The 25,096-nt window shown below is 45.6% G+C and carries 22 protein-coding genes; 7 read left to right on the top strand and 15 right to left on the bottom strand.

Annotation, left to right across the window (positions count from 1 at the left end; translation table 11 throughout):
- Positions 1–37: 37 nt before the first annotated feature.
- From QUA38_RS03865 to QUA38_RS03855, 3 genes are all read right to left on the bottom strand, one after another.
- The gene (locus QUA38_RS03865; protein ID WP_333159367.1) at positions 38–709 is read right to left on the bottom strand and encodes a GIY-YIG nuclease family protein; all 672 of its coding nucleotides are present in this window, start codon (positions 707–709) and stop codon (positions 38–40) included.
- A gap of 943 nt (positions 710–1,652) precedes the next feature.
- Complete coding sequence (locus QUA38_RS03860) at positions 1,653–4,982, bottom strand: CHAT domain-containing protein (RefSeq protein WP_333159365.1); 3,330 nt, start codon at positions 4,980–4,982, stop codon at positions 1,653–1,655.
- A gap of 59 nt (positions 4,983–5,041) precedes the next feature.
- Positions 5,042–5,809: a hypothetical protein gene (locus tag QUA38_RS03855; protein WP_333159364.1), complete on the bottom strand. Its 768-nt coding sequence runs from the start codon at positions 5,807–5,809 to the stop codon at positions 5,042–5,044.
- 674 nt (positions 5,810–6,483) lie between these two features.
- Between QUA38_RS03855 and QUA38_RS03850 the strand changes: the two genes are divergently transcribed.
- The 5 genes from QUA38_RS03850 (at position 6,484) to QUA38_RS03830 (ending at position 10,203) form a co-directional block, all read left to right on the top strand.
- Positions 6,484–7,041, top strand: a complete 558-nt coding sequence (locus QUA38_RS03850; protein ID WP_333159362.1) for a hypothetical protein — start codon at positions 6,484–6,486, stop codon at positions 7,039–7,041.
- Between the two features lie 47 nt (positions 7,042–7,088).
- Positions 7,089–7,484: a hypothetical protein gene (locus tag QUA38_RS03845; RefSeq protein WP_333159360.1), complete on the top strand. Its 396-nt coding sequence runs from the start codon at positions 7,089–7,091 to the stop codon at positions 7,482–7,484.
- 420 nt (positions 7,485–7,904) lie between these two features.
- Entirely contained in the window at positions 7,905–8,117 is a 213-nt protein-coding gene (locus QUA38_RS03840) for a hypothetical protein (RefSeq protein ID WP_333159358.1), read from the top strand.
- 4 nt (positions 8,118–8,121) lie between these two features.
- The gene (locus QUA38_RS03835) at positions 8,122–8,646 is read left to right on the top strand and encodes a hypothetical protein (RefSeq protein WP_333159356.1); all 525 of its coding nucleotides are present in this window, start codon (positions 8,122–8,124) and stop codon (positions 8,644–8,646) included.
- A 267-nt stretch (positions 8,647–8,913) separates the two neighbouring features.
- A complete protein-coding gene (locus QUA38_RS03830) occupies positions 8,914–10,203 on the top strand; it encodes a glycoside hydrolase family protein (RefSeq protein ID WP_333159355.1) in 1,290 nt (429 codons plus the stop codon).
- Between the two features lie 86 nt (positions 10,204–10,289).
- Here the strand turns inward: QUA38_RS03830 and QUA38_RS03825 are convergent, their stop codons facing one another.
- Positions 10,290–12,647 (bottom strand): carotenoid oxygenase family protein, encoded by a 2,358-nt coding sequence (locus tag QUA38_RS03825; protein ID WP_333159353.1) that lies wholly within the window; start codon positions 12,645–12,647, stop codon positions 10,290–10,292.
- Positions 12,644–16,147: a WD40 domain-containing protein gene (locus QUA38_RS03820; RefSeq protein WP_333159351.1), complete on the bottom strand. Its 3,504-nt coding sequence runs from the start codon at positions 16,145–16,147 to the stop codon at positions 12,644–12,646. The genes QUA38_RS03825 and QUA38_RS03820 overlap by 4 nt, the downstream gene beginning before the upstream one ends.
- Before the next feature lie 750 nt (positions 16,148–16,897).
- On the opposite strand from QUA38_RS03820, the gene QUA38_RS03815 reads away from it, so the two are divergent.
- The gene (locus QUA38_RS03815) at positions 16,898–17,098 is read left to right on the top strand and encodes a hypothetical protein (protein ID WP_333159349.1); all 201 of its coding nucleotides are present in this window, start codon (positions 16,898–16,900) and stop codon (positions 17,096–17,098) included.
- A gap of 207 nt (positions 17,099–17,305) precedes the next feature.
- Here QUA38_RS03815 and QUA38_RS03810 read toward each other — a convergent pair whose 3' ends face one another.
- From QUA38_RS03810 to QUA38_RS03785, 6 genes are all read right to left on the bottom strand, one after another.
- The gene (locus QUA38_RS03810; protein ID WP_333159347.1) at positions 17,306–17,866 is read right to left on the bottom strand and encodes a thermonuclease family protein; all 561 of its coding nucleotides are present in this window, start codon (positions 17,864–17,866) and stop codon (positions 17,306–17,308) included.
- A gap of 27 nt (positions 17,867–17,893) precedes the next feature.
- Positions 17,894–18,745: a hypothetical protein gene (locus QUA38_RS03805; RefSeq protein WP_333159345.1), complete on the bottom strand. Its 852-nt coding sequence runs from the start codon at positions 18,743–18,745 to the stop codon at positions 17,894–17,896.
- A gap of 8 nt (positions 18,746–18,753) precedes the next feature.
- A complete protein-coding gene (locus QUA38_RS03800; RefSeq protein WP_333159343.1) occupies positions 18,754–19,767 on the bottom strand; it encodes a metal-dependent hydrolase in 1,014 nt (337 codons plus the stop codon).
- On the bottom strand, positions 19,764–19,970 hold the full coding sequence (locus tag QUA38_RS03795) for a hypothetical protein (protein WP_333159341.1): 207 nt from the start codon (positions 19,968–19,970) through the stop codon (positions 19,764–19,766). The genes QUA38_RS03800 and QUA38_RS03795 overlap by 4 nt, the downstream gene beginning before the upstream one ends.
- Positions 19,967–20,656 carry a hypothetical protein gene (locus QUA38_RS03790; protein ID WP_333159339.1) on the bottom strand — a complete coding sequence of 230 codons (690 nt, stop codon included), beginning with the start codon at positions 20,654–20,656 and terminating at the stop codon, positions 19,967–19,969. Before QUA38_RS03790 ends, QUA38_RS03795 begins: the two co-directional genes overlap by 4 nt.
- 98 nt (positions 20,657–20,754) lie before the next feature.
- Positions 20,755–21,321 carry a hypothetical protein gene (locus tag QUA38_RS03785; RefSeq protein WP_333159337.1) on the bottom strand — a complete coding sequence of 189 codons (567 nt, stop codon included), beginning with the start codon at positions 21,319–21,321 and terminating at the stop codon, positions 20,755–20,757.
- A 197-nt stretch (positions 21,322–21,518) separates the two neighbouring features.
- Between QUA38_RS03785 and QUA38_RS03780 the strand changes: the two genes are divergently transcribed.
- Complete coding sequence (locus QUA38_RS03780) at positions 21,519–21,941, top strand: hypothetical protein (RefSeq protein WP_333159335.1); 423 nt, start codon at positions 21,519–21,521, stop codon at positions 21,939–21,941.
- Here QUA38_RS03780 and QUA38_RS03775 read toward each other — a convergent pair whose 3' ends face one another.
- The 4 genes from QUA38_RS03775 to QUA38_RS03760 form a co-directional block, all read right to left on the bottom strand.
- A complete protein-coding gene (locus QUA38_RS03775) occupies positions 21,942–22,397 on the bottom strand; it encodes a hypothetical protein (RefSeq protein ID WP_333159333.1) in 456 nt (151 codons plus the stop codon).
- A gap of 451 nt (positions 22,398–22,848) precedes the next feature.
- A complete protein-coding gene (locus QUA38_RS03770; RefSeq protein WP_333159331.1) occupies positions 22,849–23,007 on the bottom strand; it encodes a hypothetical protein in 159 nt (52 codons plus the stop codon).
- Positions 23,008–23,231: 224 nt separating this feature from the next.
- Entirely contained in the window at positions 23,232–23,729 is a 498-nt protein-coding gene (locus tag QUA38_RS03765; protein ID WP_333159329.1) for a hypothetical protein, read from the bottom strand.
- A gap of 143 nt (positions 23,730–23,872) precedes the next feature.
- Positions 23,873–25,033 carry a hypothetical protein gene (locus QUA38_RS03760; RefSeq protein WP_333159327.1) on the bottom strand — a complete coding sequence of 387 codons (1,161 nt, stop codon included), beginning with the start codon at positions 25,031–25,033 and terminating at the stop codon, positions 23,873–23,875.
- Positions 25,034–25,096: the final 63 nt, after the last annotated feature.

Below are 25,096 nucleotides of genomic sequence, written 5' to 3'. Positions count from 1 at the left end.
TAACAACAACATCCGAGTAATGCGCTCTCCCATCCCGCTACACTTCTGCGATTCGTTCTTCAATCAACCGAGTTGTAACGCCGATTTTATAGAAGCTGTGTCCGTCAGCTTTTACCTCTAAAAAGTAGAGCGAGTTCACCAGAATGCGTCGCAACTGCGATCGATAAATCAGCAAATCAGCCCGCCGTTCATCCAAGCAAGATAACCCCGCAGCTTCAGCAATCTCTACAGAGCCTTCCAATGAAACCAGCGCAGACATCAGCAGCGGTTCTTGAATTTGGTTGAACAACGCCAGGGGAAGCGCACCCACTGGGATTTTACCCAAGTCGGTAAAGTGATAAGAGCGATCGCCCTCTGATTCCAACAATCCTTTCAACTGCCACCGAAAGTTTACCAAGTCTTTGGGAATGGCGTAATTCTGTGCGCCGTACTCTTTCCAAAGCACCTTCAACTGTTCCAATTCCTCACCCTTAAGCTGGATGGTGAAATTATCGTAGAGAGGCAGCGAGGGGAAAGCTTTCGTTTTAATCCGCTGTGACACGGGCTTGCAAGTGTCCTCGGTGTGCGCGAAGTGATGTTCTTTCACCGAACCCTTTTTTGCTGTGAGTCCGCCTCCGCAGTAGAGACAAGCGAGGTTAGTTTTTCCACGCACAACCTCATCAATGCTCGCCAAGTTACCGTTGGGAGCAACGCCAAATTTTAGCCACATCGCCTTTCAATTCTCCTTTGAGCAGGTTTGTAGATGCACCCGCTCCACATGACCAACGATTTTAACAAATGCGCTCTTTAATGCCCGCAATTGTAGAGAGCGGACTTTCAGCAGTCGGTGAGGGGAGTGAAGGGCGATCGGGGGATCGATAGGACTCGTTCAATACGCTTGTTAAGTAAGACACCTGAATGCTCTTTTCACCAAAATGAAGCTGTCTTTGTCCGTGCCTTGAGTGACACGATGGGTTTGCCTTTAAGTACCTGATTTAAAGCATCGGCAAACCGTCTGACTTGTAGTCCTTCTGGAATGAGCGGTGAACGTGTGTTACAGTTTTTACTTTAAGGATGTAGCTCCTGAATCAACATCCTTCCTCATATAGAGGCGCTTAAGGTTATCGCACTGTGGTTACCCCAACGGTATCCGAAACCAAGTTCCGCAATGTTCTGCTGAAGTGGGTTGCAGCTTACCGAAATAGATGCGAGAGAAAGGCGACAAGCAAAAGTTTTTGTAACCGAACCTGAAATTTCGCATAAAATGCAGAAATTTTCCAATCTGTAGGGATAGAAATTCAGCAGTCAGTGTAAGGATAAACGCCCTATGAAACGCTACTTCCCCTTGTGGCAAATTACGCTACCCCTTTGTGGTGTTCTAATGTTTGCCGTAGGCTCTTTCACTACAATCTATATGGTCAATGGTCGATATATTTTCGATTTAGACTTCAGTCCTAAACAACTCAAGGTCAGGACTGATATAGACAAAAGGGAGAGTAACCAGTCAGATGATATTACTCAACCGAAGACTATTGATAAAACTGACTCATCCAAGTCAGTTTATTAAATAGATAGTCTACTTCAATGAACCCCTATCAGAGCAGTTTGAAGGGGTTCATTTTTTTATTGGTGAGTTTTAACTAAATTCCTCATGATTATGTTATTTGGCTCGTTCACGATTGACCACTAGCACAGAATCCTGCCCAATAGAAAGGTGATTGAAAAGGTTGCTCATCAGCTTCAAATAGACGAAACCAGCCCAATAAAAGTCTTTTTTGTTTATTGCTCAAGAGTAACTGCCTTTGCATTAGCCACGGCTCCAGTTCAGCTATGGTGGCATTCCGTAGCCAGAGTTGAGCTTGGCTGAGTGCTGTACCTACTGATATCTGACTTTGCAGATTTTCGTAAAACTTGATCATTAAGAATGCCGTAGACAGCTCCTCTACTGACCAGAGGCTGCCAACCACGCTGCGACTACCTGCAACTAGAAAGCCAATGGCTAAACTAATATACTCATCACTAAGGCGGGTAGAATCCGTTAAGCCAGTTTCGCAAGCTGAAAGAGTAACAAGACGACATTGGCTGAGATTGAAATTAAATATGTCCCCTAATGTAAGGCATTTTTCTAGATTAAATCTGCTGCCTTCTCGTGAAGAGATTTCATACACAGTATTAGCTTGCTGGAGTGAAGTAGAATCTACTGCACCTGCCAGGATAAGAGCAGAATTTAGGGGGTATTCAAAGTCAAAGTAGCCGTGACAAGAGAAGTGTAAGCAGTGAACATCGTGGAGCCGCTGGTTATCCAATACCTCTTTTCGGGCGGCTTCTTTAACTAGGACATCACTTGACGGAAAGTGTTGCCTGATCATTTCAACTTCAAGATCAGTGAACATTAGGTCTTGGGTGGGGTTCTGAATGGCAAACAGGTGTGTAAAATCAGGGCGTTGGCGCTTCTGGCTTAACTGTAGTAGCTGGCAATTGGGAGTATAACTCACACCTTTGGTGAAACTGTCTAATAGGCAGTGTTGCTCCTCAGCTAGAGGCAAGGCATGGAGGGGAAGCAGATGCAGGAAGCGATGGGGAATAAGAATTAGCTGGTTACAAGATGAGGGCAGGTAACTGAGGATTTGACCTATATGCAAGATTTGAGCAAGGTACTGGAGACATTTTGAGAGTTTGTCTTTCCACTGGCTTTTATTTTCGCTGTAATCTTGCAAGTATTCCTTAACCCAGTCTATCAAAGCTTCTCTATCTTCAGAGGAAGATTGCCAGACTAGCGGCTGTATGGCTTGACGAGTGATGATGAAAGTAAGAAAGATATCGTCAGTGATGTACCATTCAAGGATGCTAGTGTTGTCGTCCGGCAGCAATGCTTGAATCTGTTTGAAAGAGATGGGTTCAACTCTGTAAGTTAAGCTGAAAGTGGGATCGATAGGCTGGATTTCACGAATGATTAAATCATCTAGTTTTTGCCGCAATTGATTTAAGTGAGTCCGGTCTGGCATTGTATCCGCAAGGGAATTGATATTGCCCTCCTTGAAGGGTTTGCGTTCTGCGATGTCAATTTTGCGATATTCTGCCTCGATTTCCCGTTGCAAACGCTTGAATTCATAGAGAGACTCTGTTGGAATGTCTCCTTTGGGGTAAAGGTCACGGGTCGCTATGAGGTCTATAAGGTTACGTGCTTTGCTGCGCTCAACGTATTCAATCGCTTTATCCAGTCGCCCATGAGCAACGCAGGCTTCGACTATCTTTTGATAGATGTCGTTAGCTTCTTCTAAAATCTCTTGCCGACGCAATTCGGAAGTAGCCCAACTATGACTTTGCTCAACAGCCTCAATTGCAACGGCAAAACCTTCTATAGCTGTATCCCACACTTGAGCAGTAAAGGCAGTGTTCCCCAAGTTGCGCCCAGTTCTAAGACAGTCTATGGGGAAAGCTGTGGGGGTAAAAATCTCTAAAGCGTTTTGGTAGCAGGCGATCGCCTCGGCGATCTGTGCTAGTTCGCGATAAGCATTGCCCAGATTATTTTGAGTCCCTGCCCATCTTTCTGGAAAAGCCTCACGGGTATAAACTTGTAGAGCATTTTGATAGCAGGCAATGCCTCGTTCAAGATTCCCAGGTCTATCACTTACAAGGCGATTGCCGTAAGCAGTACCCAGATTATTTTGAGTTGCCGCCCACTGTTGAGGGAACACTTCACGGGTACGGACTTGCAAAGCCGCCTGGTAGCAAGCGATTGCCCTTTCTACATTTTCCGATCTCTCCCCGCAAATCCTCTCCCGGTAAGCAATTCCCAGATTATTTTGACTCATCGCCCAATCTTGAGGGAATGCCTCATGGGTATAAACCTGTAGGGCAGCTTGATAACAGGCAATAGCTTCTTCTAAGTTTTCTGCTCTATCACCTCGAATCTGGTTGCTGTAGAATGCAGCTAAATTATTTTGGGTTGCTGCCCACTCTTGGGGGAAATTTTCACGGGTACGGACTTGCAAAGCTGCCTGGTAGCAAAATATAGCTAATTCCAAATTTTTTGTTTTCTCTCCTAGAATGCGATCACTATATACACTGCCTAAATTATTTTGAGTTGTAGCCCACTGTTCTGGGAAAACTTCACGGGTGTAAATTTGTAAAGCCTGTTCGTAGCAGGTAATAGCTTGTTCCAGGTTTTCAGCTTTTTCCCCTCGAATGCGATCGCTGTAAGCATTTCCCAAATTATTTTGGATGGTTGCCCACTGTTGTGGGAAAGCTGTGCAGGTATATATTTGTAAAGCCTGTTTGTAGCAAGCAATAGCTTGTTCCAGGTTTTCAGCTTTGTCCCCTCGAAGGCGATCGCTATAAGCATTTCCCAGATTATTTTGGATAGTTGCCCAATTTACAGGGAAATTATCGCGGTTAAAAACCTTCAGCGCAGTTTCAAAACCAGTAAGCGCTATCTCCAAATTACTAGCCTCATTACCTAGCGAAAACTGCTGAATTAACTTACTGAAATTGTTAATTATTATGGCTAATTCTACCTGTTCTGGTATAGATTCAGTGAAAGTAGTAGTTGCCCAATCTTTTAACACAGCGGCAAATGTATCATCTAGTTTGTCTAAATTTTCCGCTAAAAGTGGGTAAACCGCTTGGGTATCGCTTCCGCTTTCGGCAGTTCTCTGTAGTACATTTAATAATAAATCGAGATATACTTCTTCCGATGTTGCTATCTTTGACTCCTTTCTCTGAGGAGTCACCATTTCGTTAAGATTTTTTGATAATCCCAGAGCATCAGCTACCTGAGCGCTCAGATTAATTAAAAAATTAGCGGTGCCCTGGTCGCCTCGCTGTACTAGCAGATCAGCTACCTGCGCTAGCGTCTCCACCAAGCCAGCATCAATCAGATCTTGGTTAGCCTTAAGAATCTGAGACTCTTCACCACTAGGACAATTTAGCAGTGCGTTAATCAGGTGGTAAGCATCGCGTTGCCCTTCATTTGCTGATATTTTTTCATAATTAATCTCCATTTTAGGTGACAGATTTGAAACTCCTTAACTTAAAAAAAATACTTTGACTAATATTCCAATCATTGCTGTAAGTATTCCTTAAACAGGGGAGCAAAGTCCTGGCAACAGCGATAGTAGAAGGTACTAATAGCTTTCATTTTAAGTCCAAAAAGGGATGCTATTTCATCCCACTTGTACCCATAGTGCTGGAGTAAGAATATTTCTCGAAAATTAGCCTCTGGATGATTTCTCACACATTTACTGCTAAAAAAGGTTTCAGGGTCTTCCTTAATTAATTCTAACAATTCTTGTGACATCAGAGGATTCACTTCCTCATGAGGAGTTTGGGGTATGTGTTCTAGGTGTGACATACTAGAGCCATCCCTATCACTTGATTGAGAATCGATAACAAGGTTATCTGCCGACAAGACCTTAATTTTTATTTCCTTACCCTTCTTTTGTACAGAATGAAGGTTCAAGAGATCTTTTTGAGCCTTTTTGAATTTTTTGCTTTGATGAAACCTAGCCCAATTAATGACTGGTCCTTTTTCAGGGTCATACTTTTTTGCTTGAATCTGTTCGACAAGCTCTAAATTGAGCTTTTGTTTGGCGTCCTCACAAACGTCATGGTACAAGCTGGATGGCAAACCATATGTATTCCTAGGCTTGGTGAGTTGACCAGGTTTCTCAAGATTAGCAATCAACCTTGTTATACCGTCATTTTGCTCTTTACTTCCAGGAATGTGCCTCTGAGCTTCGAGAGCCAGATATTCCAGGTTTTCCTCCAGTTCAGCCGCAGCGGACTCTTGGTTTGCGTCAGGAGATAGGGGCTTGTCTTTTTCATCCATAGAAAAATTTCTGATAATAGATGTTTCTGCTTGCCCTTCAAAAGGGTTAGATGGAGAAAACAGCCTGATTGCGAACACGGGGATTAGCAAAGTTAAATTCAGGATAGCTCATAAGCTTCTGAGCTATGTTCCGTGCCACTCCACATAAATGCACTCTGCTTTTGCAGCGCTGTCAATCATATATCCAGAAACATCCCCAAAGTTCTGCAATTGACTAAACAATTTTTTCCATCGAACTCGGAAGATGTCTTATATGTCCGACACCCTGATTGTCCAGAGCGATCACACTATCCTCCTTAATTCCAACTCTAGGAGCTTGACGAAGTTGGCGGATTGCGCTGCCACATACTAAACAAGGCAGGTTGGTGCGACGAAAAACGTAGTGCCTTGTGCCGTACTCACTTCCTAAAGGGGGTATTGTAGTATCCCCGCCTAGAACAAGGTTTTGGAGTAAGTGGGAAATTGCCCTTTCCCCGCCTAAACCTCTAACGGGTTTTTTCGACGGGCTGCTAAATTTTTGCTGAAATGAAGAAAATCAGTTTCAGACCACCGGAAAAATAGCCGCCACTCTCCTTAACTCTTGTCAACAGCAAAAACCGTGTGTCACGCGCTTGAAACTGTTTAGAATGACTGTTATGGTAGATGAAACGCTTGACACAAGGGATTCATTTGTTATGCCCAACCCTAAAGGACACGAAGACTCAATCAAAGATTCCCGCTTTAAAGCTGCTTGGCAGAGCGGCCCAACTCGCACTATTCGAGTTCCGATCGCCCTAGCTGACTCTACTCTCGACTATGCCCGACAGCTTGACCGAGGTTCTGAACCGGGTGACACAAATAATAATTTCCGATCTGAAGTAGAGGTAAAGACAGGTAAATCCCATGACACAAGCGGTTCAATTGATGAAGTAAACATATTAAATGATGAGGTTGAATCACTCAGGCAAGAATTAGAAGCACTAAAAGCTGAGAATCGACGGTGGGAAAAAGCTTTTAAGGGGTTCGAGGAAGAAAAATACGAGCTTGAATGGGAAGTGGGAGTAGTGCGCTCACTACTTGGCTCAGCGACTTGCTCGCCGATTTTTCCGACAGTGGCTGAATTTAAATTATTACAACCCCCAGAGGTACTTAACTTACTGAAAGGTAAGCGCAAGAGAACAAAAGCTGATTTACGCGATATTGAAGTTGTCTGGCAGATACTTGAGGAGTTAACTCCTGACAAGGGAAATTAGGAATTACGCCTCCTTAAAAAGGGGCTTTACTGGAATTGAACCAAAATATGCACCAATCGGAACCCCGCCCTTATGACGCTGTACTCGGCGGATCAGGGCAGCAAACACCCTGCTATGAATACCTTCTCCCAAGTGATTTTGATGCAGAAAGATTGTCCCAGTTAGTTTTAGCCAAGCGCGGCAAACGTGGGTACAGGGACACAGCAAAAGAAATAGGTATCCGTATCGTCGCTATTTGTCAGGCTGAAAACGCTTACATTAAGACAGCTTGGGTGGCAAAAATCCACTTTGAGGATTTTTTAGCTTTATGTAAGTGGTTGGGTATTTCTCCTGCTGAGTTGGTTCTCACCCCTACTCTGCAAAAAATTATTGCCACTCGCGGCGGTTCTGGGCCTGGCCCCTACGATGCTGTGATGGGAGGCTATCAACGACACAAAACTTAGCACCCCTGTTGGGAATCGCTGTTAACTTCGCACGGATTAGAATTCGAGCCAAAAAAGAAAGCACGTCTGACACAGCAGCGTCTGGTAATAGTACCAAGATTACCCCCATCAACTTCTTTGAGTGGGTGGATTTGTCGCAACTGCTTGCCGTCGCACTTGCATCGGCGGGACTCATCCTACTTCTGTTTGCGATAATCACTGGCTTTGACGCTGGCTCCCGGCAACTGCCACGCTTCCCGCTTAGTTTTAGGCTCCAGCTTGTGGCTTTTAGCATCCCTTCAAGGAGCATCGAAGCCAGCGCTTTTCCTGTTTCACAAGCTCAACGGATTTTGTTTTTCTAATGTGTGTAAAGATACGGCAGACAAGTTAAAATGTATCCATTGTAATTGTGAACAAATTAAATTAAAAAGCTATTAACTCATGGAAGACAATAAGATTTCCCAATTCATTCAAGCACTTAAATTCTTTGAGCTAGAGTTAGAAGAAATAACGGGACAACCTGGTTTTGAAGATAGAAAAGGCAAAGTTATTGCCATAAGGAAAAAAGGCGATAAGTCTCGAATACTGTGCGCTTATTCCACCTACGACGAACTGTTGGACTGGGCAAAACAACAATTCCGCAACCCCAATTAACGCTTTGGTTGAGGATAATTTCACAGTCATTTATCACCCTTGGGAAGTTGCCGCCTTCCCTGCTATTGCGATCGCTCCTGACTGGTTTGGTGTATACCCCTCGTTGGCGTACATCAACTCTGATTCTGCTTGCGGTAATCCCAAGGTCTTTCACCATTGGGAAGCCGCCACACTCCCCGCTGCTGCGATCGCCCCAAGCACTGAGATTAGCCCCCCACACGCATCACCATTACACTCTGAGCCGAAGCCAGCACCCACAACCGCAGATGGATCAAGTGAAGCAACACCATCAGATGAGATTGATGTAGAGGCAGAGATTGCGGACATAGTGGGAATGATCCAAACTGCACTTTCCTCTGACCCGCAAGATGTGGAAGGTGCTGTAGCGAGCGTCAACAAAATAATTAAAGCGGTTCGTAAGACTGTGGGAATCAGCAACAGCGTAATTTGGGAACGGTTGACGGTCGAGGAACGAGCAGCGTCCAAAAAGGTACTGAACACTCAATCAAAACTGAAGTCTGAACTCTGAGCGCCAAAAAAATTGGATGGGAACTATTTCTTCCTGAGTGTTTGAAGCAATAGCAAGCGATGGCTTTCAATATATCATTACTATTTATAGCAAAACCATTTGATTTGTAAACAATCGATTCAATGATCGCCAGCGTTTCAGGTGGTTCTACATTCATGACTCAAATAGACTTGCTATATAAGTCAGCCATTCTCAGCCTTCAACTCAGGCAATAGCGAATTTTGATGGAAGAGTCTCAAAGTTCTGCTACTTGAATAAGGAACCACTATGGCTGGGAAAGCTGGACAAGATTGTTTGAATCTTATTAAAGATTCCGAAGGTTTACACCGTAAACGTGCTGATGGAAATATTGAAGCATACGCTGATCCGGTTGGAGTTTGGACGATTGGCTATGGCTCGATCTATCACATTGATAAAAAACGACCTGTGCAAGCGGGCGATGCGATCAGCAAAGCTAATGCTGAGCGATGGCTGCAGTTGGAGGTGGATGAGAGAACAGGTGCAGTCAATACCCTTTGCACAGTTGCTTTAACGCAGGGTATGTTTGATGCGCTCGTTTCATTTGCTTTCAATGTGGGAACTGGGAAAGATGGCTTGAAAGGGTCAACGCTTCTGAAGAAATTGAACAGTCAAGATTACGAAGGTGCAGCGAGGGAGTTTGATCGCTGGATTCATGGAAATGGCAAAGTTCTTCCAGGGCTAGTCATCCGTCGTGACAGAGAAGAAGCCCTATTTCGGCGAGATGGATTTCCTGGTGCTGGTACTTCCACACCAGATACTACATTTCCAGCCACCCCTTGGCAGGAACCAAAACTTCCCTTAGAGATCGGTCGTACTTTAGTCGTGGGAAATTCTGGCAAAGACTGCTTCATTTTGAATTGTGCATTAGGAAAGCTTGGTTATCTTGCCGACGGCATTCAGCCTGGCGAATATACTCCGATTACTAAAGGGGCGGTCGAATGGTTCCAGAGCGAAAACGACCTTGATGTCGATGGAAAGTTTGGAGCCAAAACCAAGGCAGCCCTAACAGCAGCCTTGACAAACGCTGTGGAGCGTTTGCCTCCTCCCATGTTGGAGCGAATTTACTGTCGTTTGACCCGTACTGGTACAACGGCGTATGCGGGTCTGGAGAAGTTATTGCTAGAGTTTGTCGATCCAAAGGGAAGAGTTCTCGCAGCGCTTGATGCAATCTCAGGCGCACCTGGAGCGCAGGAATTTAGAGTCCCTGACGATCCCCTTAGTTTTCCTGGAAGTCTTGAGCCTATTCCTCAAGCGCGTTATACCATTGGAGACATCGATTTTGCAGGCGGCAAGGATAACTACATTGATGTACATTTCCATGAGACAAACGGGATTGGTCCAGTTTGGGTTCCGATTATCAAGACCCGATTTGACGATCGTGACAGTTTTGGCTTTCACATGGATTGGAATGGGAGTAGTTCTCCGGGGAGCGCTGGCTGCGTCTGTGTGGGTACAGAGGCAGAATTGAAGAATCTAGTTGCTCTTCTGCGTCGATATGATCCTCGCGATCTATTTGTAGACTGGGGAATTCGCTAGTAGCTTGGAAGTCAACCTTTTGAGGACGGAGCGATGCTGTCCTCAAAGCTATGGTTTTTCTGACACGGCTTGTACATTGGCTTTAATTAACTGGACTTATTAGAACCATCAATCCGATAGTTTTCCTGTAGCAAGCGTTCTGTTGCTTCTACTTCTGAAAGCTGCTCAACAAAATACTCATAAACGATATCACTGAACAACTCACGAACAACGCTCTTAGCGTTCTTCAAGCGGGGTGCATAATCTTTATCAACAGAATCTCTCCGTAAGTTCCGACGGTTGTTCACATCACCATAGCGTTTCCGCTGGTTCTCGCTGCGAACTTCCTTCATCCAGGCTGTATGGAGTGTTAGCGCCAAGTTGAGCGACTTGTGGGCAGCCGGATTACTTAAACGATAGATGGGTTTGTGAAAATCGTCGGCATGAAATACCCAAAATTCGTCGCAAGACTCTTTCTCGTTGTTCGGATCGTCAGATAAGACAGTACAGACGATAAAACCATGTGTAGACGGATCATTTCCCTCTAGTGGTTCAGAGCTAGGAATAAATTGCGGTGAAGAGGCAAAATATCCTGATGGAAATTGAAAGGAATCTGCAATCTCCATTGTTTCAGTGTCGAGTCGCAATAAGGTTAAAGGTTTGTCCCCATCAGGAAGATTCTCAATCGGAATCGCTCTGTATCCTCTTGATTGATAGACTTCATAAAGCTGTTGCGGAACTAGCTCCCAGGTAAATCCCCAGGTAATCCAATAAATATTTTTAACTTGAGTTTCCTGATTATTGCTGTCGTCACGACAGAGTTCGCTGTGGGTATAGATTGAAGGGGACCAGGTGGACTCCGCATCCCGAATGACATTCACGGTCTGGATTTCACCGCTGTCACCATCAATCACGTACTTTGCCAAACCACCGAGATCCGTAGTTCCAACCTGCATTCCTTCTAAATCGCTGCGAAGACCAGATCTTCCCGGTACAGAACTATCATATCTGGTAATCCACTGGGTCACATCCCATCCATTGGGATGTCCAACATGAAGCGTAATTTTTCCGTTTTCGTTACTATAATCAGCCGCAAAATGCGAAATTTCATAGGGCAGAATGATCTGTTTTGCAGGTATAGGAAGTGGTGGTTTCTCCTCTTGGTTATCGGTACAAACAAAACTAGGGTACTTTTCTAAATCTTCCCGTTTAACAACGTACAAAATTCCTTTCGGCAAAGGCAGGATATTCCGTAGAACTTTTGCACGAACCCATCCGCTTAGCGACCAGTGTTTCTGAAAGAAGTTTAGTTTGAGAAACCCGATGAAGAAGGGTGAAAAAATCTGTGAGAATTCCATCTTGAAGGCGATATCCGCAAGGAGAATAAAGCGTTCTGTAATAGCGGCCTGATGAAGAGACTGTTCAACGACAACAGGTTGACCTTTTTGCGGTCCATCTGCAAGAACTAATCGCCAGTGCTTGAGGATAGGCTCCTTACATCTGCCACGCTCGCTATGTTTATCGACTTTGTTGTCTAATTCTGCCTCCACTGTAGGGAATCGGTAGTAAATTAAGTCAGTAAAGCGTCCGAACTGTTCTTTGGCATTTGCTCCGCTTTTGAGAAAGCGATTGAGTCGATCAAATACCCAACTAACGGGTCTTCGATATAGTCCGTTATATCCTGTTGAGTAATTCGTCGTGAAGAAGCCCGGTTCTGTATCGGCAGTATTCTCAGGTTTTATGAGATCGGCGACAGGATGAGCAGAGTTGATGTAAACGTCAAAGGGGTAACTCCCAGTAAACTGAGAAACAAGGCGAGACACAATCGGTAAGATGCCCAGCCACTGAGCGGTTGTTCCGATTGGTGCAATCAGCTCCAGTGAATCGGGGTCAACTTCATAAGGACGACCTGCATCAATGGTGACAATTAACCGATCGCCTACTCGAAGAAATGCAGTATTGAGTTGATTTCTGCCTCCTAGAAGGAGACTCATGCGACTGGGACCTCCATTCCGAAAAGCTGCCAAGTACGACCATAGCCAATGCTGTTTAGAAAACGTGGTTTCAGGCTTCCATACCGCGTTATCGCTCGCTCCAGTCATCGCAATATCAGCGTAATAGCAGGGCGTTTTTGTAATTCGGGTTTTGAGAATCGCTTTACTATGCTCAAAGCCCAAGCGGTAGATCATGCCATCGCCCGTGTATAACGGAGTGCTGTCTTCTTGAGGGCGATCGTCAGCTTGAAATAAAGCACCCACAACGAAAACATAACCATGCAATCCTGGAGGTAATTCAACAGCCTCTCCCTCCTCCGCTAGTTCCCAATATCCTTGATCGTTTTTAACGTACTTGCGAACTGCCAGCGACAAGTCTGTAATTTCTTCTCGGCTTGTCTTGATGACAGACCTTGGCACAAAGTTTTTTCTACAAGGCTCACCAATAAACCGCGCCTGTTGTCGCTTCATACTGCTCCAAGATCCCTCAATGTTGCTTCCTGTGCTAAAGTCAAACCCCTGACTCCTGTGATTTGCATCCCCTCGTAGAGGCGTTTAGGTTTCAACGTTGCTAAACAGATCCCGGTTTGTACGTCCCAGATCCGGATAGATTCATCTTCGCTACTACTAATTAATTTCCGACCGTCAGGATTAACTGTTACGGTCCAAACCCAATTGGTGTGCCCCTTCAAGGTATTTAAGCATTGCCCCGTCTGACTATTCCAAACCTTAATAGTTCTATCGGAACTACTGCTAGCAACGGTTTGATTATCTGAGAAAAACGCGGCTCCCATAACCCAGCCTTGGTGACCTTGCAGCGTTTGTAGGCAGTCTCCAGTCTCAACATTCCAAACTTTGAGCGCTTGATCTAGGCTCGCGCTTACGAGTCTATCTCCTTTTGAATTGAAGGATACCGCTCCCACTCGCGCATTGTGTCCAGTTAGGGTAGCGTAGCACTCTCTTGTGGAAATATTCCAAAGCTTGATCGTACAATCGTCGCTGCCGGTAGCGAGAATTGTGCCATTAGGATGAAAGGCAAGTGTAGAAACGCGATCGCGATGTCCGATTAAAGTCGCAAAGCAGGTTCTACTCTGCAAGCGCCAGAGTTTGATTGTTTGATCGAAGCTGCTACTCGCGAGAAATTCCCCATTCGGGCTAAACGCAAGACCCCATACTTCATTACCATGTCCTTCAAAGATTGCTACACACTTCTTCTGCTGCCAGTTCCAAACTTTGATCGTGGCATCCATTCCCCCACTAGCTAGTAGTTCGTTACCAGCATGAAAAGCCAACGACGAAATGCCGGTTTCATGGGCTTTTATCTCCTGTAAACACTGATTGTCAGCGCTATTCCAAATCCGTAAAGTTCTGTCTTTGTGTCCAGTTGCAAAAAACTGACCGTCTAAACTCAACACTAAAGGGCGTACCCAATTTGAATGTCCAACTATTGTTGTTAAACAACGACCTGACTCGACCTCCCATAACGAAATCGTCTGGTCTTCGCTGCCTGTGGCAATAGTTTGTCCATCTGGACTAAATACTGCTCTCCAAATTTGGGTTGTATGTCCTCCTAATGAGCGTAAGCAATCACCTGTTGTACCGTCCCAAATTTTTGCGGTACAGTCGGCACTACAGCTTAAGAGTAACTGACCATCTGGACTCCAAACGGCTCCCCAAACCCATCCAGTATGACCCTCCAAAGTCCTTACGCATTGCCAGTCAGCCACTCGCCAAATACGGATAGTGCGATCGCAGCTTGGACTTGCCAACCATTGCCCATCTGGGCTGAAGTTGAGTCCTGTTACCCAGTTGGTATGCTCAGTCAGTATCTGAAGGCAAACTCCCGTTTGAGCATCCCAGATTCGGATCGTGTGGTCAAAACTACCGCTTGCTAAAAGATTGCCGCAGGGACTGAAACTGGCAGCCAGAACTCCAGCAGAATGACCTTCGAGCAGAGCTAAACAAGTTCCGTCACTAGCATTCCATAAGCGGATAGCACGATCGTAGCTAGCACTAGCAATGACTTGACCGTCTGGACTAAACGTAACGCTGTATACACTATCGCCATGCCCGCTTAGAACATTTTTGCAAGTTCCTTCCACTAAGTCCCATACTCTTAAAGTTCCATCATCGCTGGCGCTAGCGAGTAGCCCACCCGTTGGATCAAACGAAATTTTTCGTACCCAGTTTGTATGTCCTTGAAGGGTTAGGAGGCGTTGTCTATCTGTTACGCTCCACACTTGAATTTCGCAATTTGTGCTGCTTGTGGCTAGCGTCTGCCCATCTGGGCTGAACTGGATGGAGAGAATACCACCAAAAATTTGAGTGAATGACGAATCAATGAACTCGGAGTGCGAAAAATTCACATCGTGCAACTCGATGTCCTGTAGAAAGGCTTGACGAACTACTAACTCAGAAAAGTCATATCCTGAAAAGTTCAAATTTAGAGAACGGTACAGATTGAGAAAGTTACCCGTTGCATAGCCTAGTTTCAGTTCATCCTCATGCCGCACAACCTCTAACGAGGTATCTAATCGGTGACGAAGGGCTGTTTCTGTTCTGAAATATTTTTGTAATTCCTTGAGCAGGGGTACTATAATCAATCGAACTTGTGATTCTCTTACAAAATCCCTCGTCTGAGCTTTGATTAAGGCGACAGTATTGAGTAGCGAGATTTGACCCGTTTTAATTTCCTGAAAAATTTGCTCAAGCAGATGATTTGTGATGTATTCCATCACTACGGGTTGCTGTGTAAAATAGTCTAAACGTTTTTCAATCAGAGAACGGCGTTGTAGTGAATTGAGGGCTTCTAGTAGCTCTCTTGCTTTCACTGTTGGAAAAAGGTTCTCGCGCAAATCGCTCAGCGATGTCCAATCTCGCTCCATTGCTAGCCAATACATGATCTGTTTTTCTACAGCCGTCAGTCGATTGAACTGCTCACTCAATAGCTGCCAGATATCTCCAAAGAAAAGGATCTCTTGTCTTAGTAGTTCAGCAACATTGCCGTCGAAAAATTCTTGAAGAGTCGTGGCAATAACTTTTAGGGCTAATGGATTACCACCATACCGCCCAATCAGAGGTTCTAATTCAGCTTCTGAGCCAGAATATCCTTGAACCTCAAAAACTTTGTATCCTTCTACTTCACTCAAACCATTAAGCCGCAAAGATCGCACAGGAACGTTAGATCCTTCTAGCTGAACTAATTCAGCAGGCTTTTCTCGGCTAGTCAGAACGACGCAACTCTGATGATGTGTTTCGCCAATGCACTTTAGTAGTGAGCCATAGTTTTCATACCCAACTTTATATGCTCCTGCCTGAATTCCTTCTTGCAGGATTGTCTCGCAGTTGTCTAAAACCAATAAGCATCGCTGCTGAAGGCATTCTAAAAGAGTTGCAATCTGCCCATCTAGTGTTTCGGGTAATTTAGCAACTGGCGTGGGAGTCAGAAACTGAATCAAATCTACCAAAAGAGCGTCTAACGGGGGAGCGTTTCGGAGCGATCGCCAGATCACGTAATCAAAGCTCTCTTCGACTTGATGCGCTAGCTTAACAGACAACGTTGTTTTACCAATTCCTCCAACCCCAAATACCGTAATTAGCTTGCACTGTTCCTGAAGCACCCACTGCTCCAACGTCGTTAGCTCCGCTTCTCTACCGAAAAAAAAGGAAACGTCTGGAGCTCCTCTTAGGTCTCTAGATATTCTTACAGCCTTAATGCTTAAATTCTGGCTGCCAGTTGCTGAAAGATCGAAATCCATTTCAGCAATCTCTTGACTGTCCACAGACAGCCTGAGACATATTTCTTCAAAAACTGCCCGGTCAACAGGTTTACCCGTCAGGAAATTGACGACTGTAGAGCGAGCTAAGCCCAGCTCCTCGGCTAGCGCTTGCTGGCTTGGAAAGCCGTTTCGTCTCACCGATAGTTTGACCCTTCCTATACAGTCTTGGCGAACCCTGAGCGATCGTGGCATATTCTTGTTTTTGATGTGATCGAATTTTAGATGATAATCGCTCAAAAGTCAGCCTAACTCAGTCATTCTCAGGCATGAACTCAGTCAGCATCCTTGTTTAATTAAATCATCGCCAGTGATACCGCTAACTAAGGCGAGCGACAGAGAACTGGAAAAAGATTTGCAGTTCCCTACCAAAATCTAAAAGCGTTTTACTCAGGAGAACAAATTCTATGAAACGATTTCTTGCATTCGCATCTGTTGCTCTCGTTCTCAGTGCTTCTGCCCCGCTTGTTGCCGGATCGATCGTTATCAACGCTCAGTCCACGCAAGCATATGTTCCCCGTCAAGATCCATAAATTAAACTTTCACACGGTGTTATGAGTAGTGAAAGGCTAGACTCACAAACACTAGACCTCTTGCAAAAATAATTAGGACGGGCTATCCGGCCCCTCCTATAAGAGTATTTTCGGCGTTGCTGATTTATAGTATGAAAAGCTAAAGAGGCAAATCATCCAAATCATTATTCACAAAGCTGCTGGATTTTCAACTGATTTTTTTCATACCGTGATTAAGCAACGCCTACTTTCAAATACTAGGGTGGTAAGTCTTCAGATTTGATGAGTTAGCAAGCCAATCTTGCCTGCCTCTTCTATACGAATTTTTTCATTGATTCACGGCTGAAACGAAGAAACTCAGTCATTCTCAGCCTTGAAGTCAGTGTTGCTTCGAGTTTGATAAGAACATACAGAAATTCAGACAAAAAAAATCATGGCACAAGTTTCCGACACGATCAGTATGCTTTCACAATGGGCTATTGCTGTGTTTAGTAACTCTAAGCAGCAAACCTCACAATTTTCTCAAAGCGACGAGGATTCAAATTACATCACAGAGATTTCAGCTCACCACCAGGCAGTTGCACATATACGCGATGTACAGGCCGAGTACCTGCTCCGAGGCTGGATGCGCTAAAGTAGGCAAATTTAAGTCAGAGCGTTGCATTATGCAAGAAATGGCATTGCACTGTCAGCATCACAATTGAAAGCTGAGTGTTGTCGAGAACCTTTTACGTCAGGTTGAGCAAAAACTTCGTTAACGCGCTTGGCAATTTTCAGCAAGCCTTCATTTTCATATTTTCGCTGACAATTAATTGCCGATAGTTTGTAGTAACACTCAACCCTACTTGTTCTGCTGGCGGTAAGCCCAAGGACGCTGACCACCGCCCTGAAGCTTCCACACTCCCCGCTGCTGCGATCGCCCCATCTCCTCTGCGATATCGAACGCCTCACGGTTGTGACAATTGGCGCTGTACTGTTTGTAGTGATACGCCATACCCGCTTTGAGCATTTCCTCTTGCACCGATTGTTCGCCTGATGGTGACTCTAGCAATACTTCGGCGACACTGCGGCCGTACTTGTCCCGATCCATTTCAATAACTATGACTTGACCTTTTGCTTGGGCAACTAGGGAACGCAGATAATTCCGAGACTCAATACCCAGGGGTTGCTTGGCTTCTGGCGCATCTATGCCGCACAGTCGAATCTTTTGTTCGCGATTGTCACACTTAACCCGAAAAGTATCGCCGTCGTAAATCGAGCCTTCAACCACCTGACACCGACGCGATTCTGTTTGACTGGGAGGCTTGGCTAGTTTAGGTTTCTCGCTGTTGGGTTGGTGGAAGTGGAACCAAATCAAAACTGCAATGGCTAACAGGGGTAAGGTGTTGAGAAACTTCTGCATTTATTTATTGCCAATTTAATCAATACTTTATTGAACATCAATTACCACCTCTAAATTAATCTGCCTGTCCTTTTGACCCAAGTTTTTGATGCGACGTACTTTGCCCGCTACGGGGGATTTAATCTGAGTAATCTCGCGCAGTTTAGCTTCAATCTCTTGTTTTTGCCCAACCAAGGAAGCTATTTGGTACTGTTGTCTCTGCATTTCTGATTGTTGCCTCACCAGGTTTAGTGAATGCTCGTACTGTTGGTGTTGGTAATTGCTCTTAGCTTTGTTGAGTGCAGCAATGGCGCTATTTAGTTGTCCCACTAACCTTGTTTTAGATTCAGCAAGTTTGGTACGGTTGTTCGCTTCAGCGGTGATGGCTTCTGCTCTTTCTTCTAGTTGCTTGGCTTCCAATAACTTCCTGAGCGTTTCATCCTTAAATCTGAACGAGGTTTCTGGTGCAGGTGCTACCGAGTGGGCTTCCATTAGTTGCAGTTCATCCTTGATTTGTTGGATGGCTGCTTCTTCTATGGCAAAATTGGGTTCGGGAAGTTCGGCTAGTTTACTCGTAGGAATCGATAATTGTTGAATGCTGTTCTCGATTTGCTTGCGTTCTGCTTCCAAAGATTGGCGTTCTTCGGTGCGGTCACTGATGATTTGTCCGGCTACTACCTCGACTCCTTCAGCAATCTTTAAATCGTTGAGGGAAATAACTTGCACTTGAATGCGGTGTCTTTTAGTTGGTTTAGTTGATTGCTGTAGCTGAATAACGGGTGGCTTTTGTAAACGGGGTATGGGTGCGGGTGTTGGTGTATTAGGCTGCGGATTGAGGTTGAGGAAAGGCAAGAATCCCACAACTCCCGCTCCCAATGCAGTTGCTATATATTCTTTCATAGGCTACCTCATAAGTCTGGTTTAGGGCTAAATATTTTGGCTTCTAGGGAACCTGTGATGTATTGTCCGCTCAGTAATTTGATGGCTGTTTCTAAGGAACAGTAGTTAAAAGTTATTTTATCACCGATTAGTTTGGCAATCTCCAATTGTTTGGGATTGGTTACTATTTTAATTGAATCTGGTTCGTCCACGGTTAATGTACCCGTCACAAAGATGAGAGTATCGGGAATGGGGGTTATGGCAAACTCTTCTTCGTCAAACTGCAACAATTGAACTGATGCAGATGCGGGTTGCCCTACTTCCGCAGTTAATCGACTGCTGATTAGATTTGTGCCTGTTTTCCACAAGCCCGCTTTATTGTGAACAATAAACTCGTTACCCTCTCCCGCTACTATAAAATACCTACCGTCTGCTGAACTAGAATCGCTAGCAAAAGTGCCGTTTATCTGAGCGTAAACGTGGTAGGATGCCGAGTTGGTTTGATAAATCTCCGTTGCATTTGAGCGCAATCCGAGTGATGTTCCCACAAATGCTGTTGGGCCACCCGTTCCGCTTAGTTTAATTGCTCCAATCAAAGTAATGATGGCAATAATTAACACCCAATATTCACCAGTGCCTCCAGTTTGCAAGCGTCGATTAGGATTTGAAACCGATATACACCAAGTGGGATAGGGCCAGAAGAACTGCACTCCCTGTTTGGTGAATATATCGGAGAAGCAACTTAGGAAGTGTCCCAAAGGCAGACACAGCCAAGTTTTCCAATCAGCGTAAAAGTAGACAGGTACAGAGACTAGAGCCAAAGCGCAAGTTGCCAGAAAGCAGTGAGTAATCGAGCGGTGGGGAAAGCGATCCTCAATCCAATTGCTAATCGGAAATAGGATTTGCCCGATGGTACTTGTAGATGTATCAATATCGGGCAACTGACTACCGGCAATGGCTAATGCCAAATGCAAAGAATTAGCAGTACCCAGGAGTAATGAAACTCCTGCTGCTGACACGATACAGTGAGTGAGTGCCATCATTTCAAAGATTCTCCCACACGCATAACTTTTCCGGCTTCATCTATTAGCTGTAAACCGTATTCTGACGCATCTTCTAAATCTAAATCTGACACTTGACAACAATCATAGAACTCAGCATCACCTGCAATGCCAAGCTCATAAATGTTTACCCATTGTTCTGGGTGTAGCTTGTGCGCTTCTGTGGCAGAAATACCTTGAATCATTGTCCTAACCTCTTCTTTGCACCTTCAACCCGCCCTAACTGTTTGGCAGCCATCGCCGCAGTCAGGGCAACGCCACCAAAGATTTGCCAATTCTTGTTACCAGTTCCCATTCCCACATAGCGAATCACGGCAAAAGAGAACAATCCAGCTAGGAGGATGGGCATCATTACCAAATATTGGCGGTGCTCCATTGTTGGGTTGATTCCCAGTTTCTCTTGCCTCACTACTTTTCTAGCCAACATCGGATTCCTCCCCGCTAAGGGTTGCAGTTGGGAAAGTCGAGCTGCTGTGAGATTCAAACCCAATTTTGCCGCTTCATCTTCCATTGCAGATCTAATAGCACGATCGCTCGGCAATTCTAATTCAACTTCGATCATCTTGATGAAGATATCGCGGCTGGGGTTCGCCACCGCAAAGCAACAAACCCTGCAACCAGCTTCGATTAAATCTTCAAGCCAGAATCGAATTCCCGTGGTGAGGCGCTTGGCTTCGGGCAGCAGCAATAACGCATCAGTGGGAATATTGAGCGCGATTTCTTCTTTGAGTTGGTCAAAGGTCAATTGCTTAACTTTGCCTTTGTCATCCTCCACTTCGGTAGGAATGTCCAGTTGTTCTGCTAACTGCTGAAAGAATTTCTTCCCGCTTCCTTTGTAGATAACCGTAGCAATGGAGAACTCTCCACTCAACTCCAAAGCAACGCCTGTCGCTACATCTTCCAGACCGGTTCCAAGCTCCCCGGTGACAATGCAGCAATGCCCGCTGCGGAGAATTTCACAGACTTTGGTTACTTCATTTCTGGATTCTTGGCTTGATCCTTGCCTTGGTTCTGGCGGTGCCGCTGCAACATTCTCTGGGCTAGTGATGCGGCGGCATTCGACTTTGGGGTGGCTGCCTCCCTGATGGCTTGGAGTTTTGCTCTTTGCTCGTCAGATAGATCCTCTTCGGTCATGCCCGCAGCGAGGTGCAGCTTTATGAGTTCTGGCATCGCCACTTGTTGTACTTTGAGTTCACCTGCTTCCTCTATTAATTGGCTGAGCCTTTCATCATCCATGTGAACAAAAGTTTCTGCCTCCACCTCTGGAATTTCTAACGCCGATGCCAAACCAGAACTTTCTGATAGCGCTAGTTGACCACCACTGTCCCGAAATCCCTTCATCCTCCCAGTTTGTTTGATGTGCTCGTTCAAATCCTCCATCAGTTTCATCTGCTCAGCATTCAGATACACTCCCTCCTCATCCTTGCTCGCCTCAATTCCCAGATGGCTCAGTCTGTTGTAATACGTAGTCGATCCGATACTCAGCTTCTCGCAGATTTCATCGGGTCGCCATTTGGTGGAAAGTTCTGTTGTCATTGGAATTTTGGTAATTTTTTCATATCAGATTTACATAATATGAACTATACACCGCACAAAATCCACCTATCAACCGGACTATGGAACTGGAATCCACCCTGAGTTTAGCTCAGTTATTCCACTGTAAGTGATTCTATAAACCCAGTGTATTTTGTTACTTAACAGTGTCTAACTAAACCAAATAGGAATGAGAAACAATGCAAAGCGACATGGGCAACAAGCAAAGCGGAGCATGGAACATGGGAACCTTAGCGAAAAGGCGAAGGAATCCCAAAACTGGAGAAAGCATGGATATCCTAACTGGTGCAGATTGGAATGAAGGTATTGCGAGCAAGCACCGCACCGGAGTTTCCACCATCACTGAAACCATTGGTGGGGACGACATCACCGATTGGGCGAGATTTAAAGTGAACGTTCCGGTGCAAGTGAATTTAGTAACGGACAACGCGATCGCCGCCATTGTGAACTCTAGCTACCGCGTGGTGGTGGATTCGAGCGACGGATATTCCAGCAACTTAACAGCTACTTTAGAGCCGGGTATCTACTTTCTCCAGTTCAGCACCGAATCTTCCATTGGGTCTTTGTTTACCTCGCAGTTGACCCTAACGCAGGTGGGTTAATCAATCCATGCAGATGATGGCATTGGGGCAGTGTTGTTCGATGAGGGAACGGACAACACTCCACTCACCCCGCCCCCCAGACCATCCAAGTTTATAGGGTAGGAAAGGAGTTAATTGCAATTCCAAGGATTTGCCGTGGAGTTTGGACAAACAAAGCGCCAGGGCGTCGTAATCGGTATAGCGTTTCTTGCTCCCATGTAAGTTTTGACCCGCCATATTGCACACCCAAAGCTCTGGAGTGGAGCTAACCCGAACCATTTGAATTTTGCCGGGAACAAAGCGCTCTCCACCTGCATCGGGGCCACAGAAGCGTTGATACTCCGATTCCACCCGCGACCACTTGGCTGCAATTGCCTTGCCTAAACCCGTATGAAGTACCCCGGTGCAGCACACTTGATGAGCGATAATGCCCGTTTCGATATCGGGGATAATTTTCAGCTTTATTTCTAGTACCATGTGCCTTATGATACTCGCCTGTTAGAAATGCTAAACAAATCCAAGTTGTTGAAAGTAATGATTCTGTAACAAACTGTAATAACCTGGATTAAAGATTAATTTGGTGCAGCATTAAAGTAACCTTGGATAGGGCAAGTCTGAGAATAACAAATGCCGATTATCTTGGTGGGCGAGTACACCGAAACTCAGCGAATATCTTGATAAGCGAGTGCACCGAAACACCGCGAATATCTGAGTATGCGAGTGCACCGAAACAAGCCAATAGTGGGAGTGTACCCCAGCATCGAAACACGATTAATGGCTTCGCGTACCAGAACTCAAGGGATATCTTTATATGCGAGCGCACCGAAACACAGCGAATAGCGAGAGTGTACCCAAGCATTGAAATAGCAAGGAATATAGGACAGCGGGAGAAGTGAGTAGAATGCAACCGCTGTCTCAAGTGGAGGAGCTACCAGCTTCCACAGGCGTGATAGTAATCCGATTCGATTTCGTGCTGGAGTTCGAGATGAGCTAAATAAGGTTCGAGGGATTGTTCTGGTTCGATGTATCGTGCTAATTCTTGCTGTAGGAATACGGCAATGAATTGCACCAAGCTAATTAGGAGCATGGGAATCAGGGTTCCTGTTTGTGTTTTATACCCCTTGCGATAGCCGTTTAATTGAATCTTTATTGGTGATGGTGTAGCGTTAATATTTGGTTTTCCTTATCCCCAGCAATCCCATGATTTATGTACCAATGCACAAATATAATTCAGGATTGCTGGGCAATGCAGGTATGCGGAGGCACCCAAACACTCAGCGCACAAACTCTCGGTACGCACCGGATGCAGGATTAGATGCAGGGATTGGATGAGTTGCCCCTCCGCCCCGTTCTCATGGAGCCTAGCAGGGTACTGACGACGGTGCAGCGTTCTGCATTTTCTTTAACTAGGTGAATGCGACCCAAGCGTCCGTTACTCACGCCGAGCCAGTTGTACTGCATCCGATAGGCTCCGTCTTTCTTGTCGTAATAGAAAGTAGCAGTTTTAATGGTGACTTTGGGGTCGATGCCCGCACTTTGCCACTGGGGTTTTTCATCAGTGCGGTTGACCGAATATTCGATGCCCTGGGGTGTTTCTCGAATTAGACACTCCATGATTAATCTTTCGCGTCGAGCTTCGGATTTCGCCTTTTGGAAGCACCAATAAATTCGATCGTTCGCGACACTAACTTTTTGGGAATTCATAAACCCAATCCATCCTGGTACTGCGACGGCGCACAGGATGTTAAGCACGACTATCAAAATGAGTTTTTCGGTTAGTGTGAATCCAGCATCGGTGGAATAGCGCATGACAGTTGCCTCATATTGTTTGCACCCGTGCGGTAGCTGTTTTCTGAGAATTTCCTGTTTTCTTGTGACCTCAAGTAGTTGAGAAGTGAAAAAGCGATCGCACTTGCTTGTAAGTACGACCGCTTGCTTATTTGAGAGCGCGCTTACTCTCGGTCAGCTTCAGTAACTCGGCGCTTGGGGGATTGTTTTACGGTGGTGATTCCGAGTTCGGCATCGATGTCTGACTCCATTCCTAATAGGTGGGTGTTGCGTTCCATCCATTCGGCTACTTCATCCAGGGTTGCAGCGCGCCGTTTCAATTTCCCAGGCTGCGGTTGTTGGGGCTTCGGATTCTGGGCTTTGATGCGGTTGGCTTGGTTCCGAGCTTCCTCAAACTCATCGGGGTCAGCATTCTCGGCTGCGTCTATCGCTTCGTTGATACGGCGGGTTGCCTGCTTTTCGGGCGCTTCCACTTGACGTTGGGTGAGCTTGTTCTCGTTGATTTCCAGGAGCCTCGCCTTCACCCGCTGGAGATTACGCTTGCGGGCTTGGGCTGATTCCAAACCTAGGAAGAAATCCGGTGCTGCAATAAATTCCTTGATGCCGTTGTTCAGTTTTGCGGCGAGTTCGAGCATTTCACCCAGGAGTTTGGCTGACTTGGACGTGAGCGCCGTTGCTCCCGCTGTGTCGAAGTAAATCCTTCCCTGCCAGCAAGTATCGCCCCGCATTTGTTCGATCAACACGTCCGGGATATTCGAGAAATTGGGTGCAGAGAGGGCGATCGTCCGCTTGTTGGGATTGCGGAAATCGGCTTCAATTCGGATACCGTTGGGAAGGTCGGTCGTGTAGCGGGGTACTGAATCCAGGGATTCCAAGGATTCATCTTCAATGCGTTCGAGAATGCGGTTTCCCCATTCATCTAGGGCCACTGAGAGCAACTCTTCGGTGACGGCTAACAAATCCTTGAGTTTGGTCAACTCTTGGATGCGCTCTAAGCCAAAGGTATCCTCGAAATGGGTGCAGAAACGCTCCCACAGGTATTTATTGAGCTGTTGGTAATCCCATTCATCTTTGGAATAGGAACCATCATCTTGCCGGCAACCCGGTGCGATGATAAATTCCTCTAATTCTCCCTTGGATTTAGCATCCATGAAGCTGGCTCGTTTATCTCGGTTCTGCCAAGCGACTTGTCTCACCCCGTAGTAGAGTTTCTTGTATGTGGAAAGAGCATCCTTGATAATGGTTTGGGCTTCGGCACCGATTGCCGCTTTTTCTGAAGCCTTGGGTGCGTAGATTCCGAGTTGGGATTTGTTGATGAAGCTCATGGTCGTTTCTCCTGAATTGAACTTGTGTTTACACCGAGTGCGAAAGCAGTTTTATTTACTTTC

The sequence above is a fragment of the Microcoleus sp. Pol12B4 genome (genome assembly GCF_036701385.1).
Classification (GTDB): domain Bacteria; phylum Cyanobacteriota; class Cyanobacteriia; order Cyanobacteriales; family Microcoleaceae; genus Microcoleus.
The sequence above is the reverse complement of the archived record's forward strand: the minus strand, read 5'-3'. Positions and strand labels throughout refer to the sequence as shown.

Bases quoted from the DNA above. Each gene is read 5' to 3' on its own strand.
- QUA38_RS03865 (WP_333159367.1), bottom strand. From the start codon at position 709: ATGTGGCTAAAATTTGGCGTTGCTCCCAACGGTAACTTGGCGAGCATT.
- QUA38_RS03860 (WP_333159365.1), bottom strand. From the start codon at position 4,982: ATGGAGATTAATTATGAAAAAATATCAGCAAATGAAGGGCAACGCGAT.
- QUA38_RS03855 (WP_333159364.1), bottom strand. From the start codon at position 5,809: ATGGATGAAAAAGACAAGCCCCTATCTCCTGACGCAAACCAAGAGTCC.
- QUA38_RS03850 (WP_333159362.1), top strand. From the start codon at position 6,484: ATGCCCAACCCTAAAGGACACGAAGACTCAATCAAAGATTCCCGCTTT.
- QUA38_RS03845 (WP_333159360.1), top strand. From the start codon at position 7,089: ATGCACCAATCGGAACCCCGCCCTTATGACGCTGTACTCGGCGGATCA.
- QUA38_RS03840 (WP_333159358.1), top strand. From the start codon at position 7,905: ATGGAAGACAATAAGATTTCCCAATTCATTCAAGCACTTAAATTCTTT.
- QUA38_RS03830 (WP_333159355.1), top strand. From the start codon at position 8,914: ATGGCTGGGAAAGCTGGACAAGATTGTTTGAATCTTATTAAAGATTCC.
- QUA38_RS03825 (WP_333159353.1), bottom strand. From the start codon at position 12,647: ATGAAGCGACAACAGGCGCGGTTTATTGGTGAGCCTTGTAGAAAAAAC.
- QUA38_RS03820 (WP_333159351.1), bottom strand. From the start codon at position 16,147: ATGCCACGATCGCTCAGGGTTCGCCAAGACTGTATAGGAAGGGTCAAA.
- QUA38_RS03815 (WP_333159349.1), top strand. From the start codon at position 16,898: ATGGCACAAGTTTCCGACACGATCAGTATGCTTTCACAATGGGCTATT.
- QUA38_RS03810 (WP_333159347.1), bottom strand. From the start codon at position 17,866: ATGCAGAAGTTTCTCAACACCTTACCCCTGTTAGCCATTGCAGTTTTG.
- QUA38_RS03805 (WP_333159345.1), bottom strand. From the start codon at position 18,745: ATGAAAGAATATATAGCAACTGCATTGGGAGCGGGAGTTGTGGGATTC.
- QUA38_RS03800 (WP_333159343.1), bottom strand. From the start codon at position 19,767: ATGATGGCACTCACTCACTGTATCGTGTCAGCAGCAGGAGTTTCATTA.
- QUA38_RS03795 (WP_333159341.1), bottom strand. From the start codon at position 19,970: ATGATTCAAGGTATTTCTGCCACAGAAGCGCACAAGCTACACCCAGAA.
- QUA38_RS03785 (WP_333159337.1), bottom strand. From the start codon at position 21,321: ATGACAACAGAACTTTCCACCAAATGGCGACCCGATGAAATCTGCGAG.
- QUA38_RS03780 (WP_333159335.1), top strand. From the start codon at position 21,519: ATGCAAAGCGACATGGGCAACAAGCAAAGCGGAGCATGGAACATGGGA.
- QUA38_RS03775 (WP_333159333.1), bottom strand. From the start codon at position 22,397: ATGGTACTAGAAATAAAGCTGAAAATTATCCCCGATATCGAAACGGGC.
- QUA38_RS03770 (WP_333159331.1), bottom strand. From the start codon at position 23,007: ATGCTCCTAATTAGCTTGGTGCAATTCATTGCCGTATTCCTACAGCAA.
- QUA38_RS03765 (WP_333159329.1), bottom strand. From the start codon at position 23,729: ATGCGCTATTCCACCGATGCTGGATTCACACTAACCGAAAAACTCATT.
- QUA38_RS03760 (WP_333159327.1), bottom strand. From the start codon at position 25,033: ATGAGCTTCATCAACAAATCCCAACTCGGAATCTACGCACCCAAGGCT.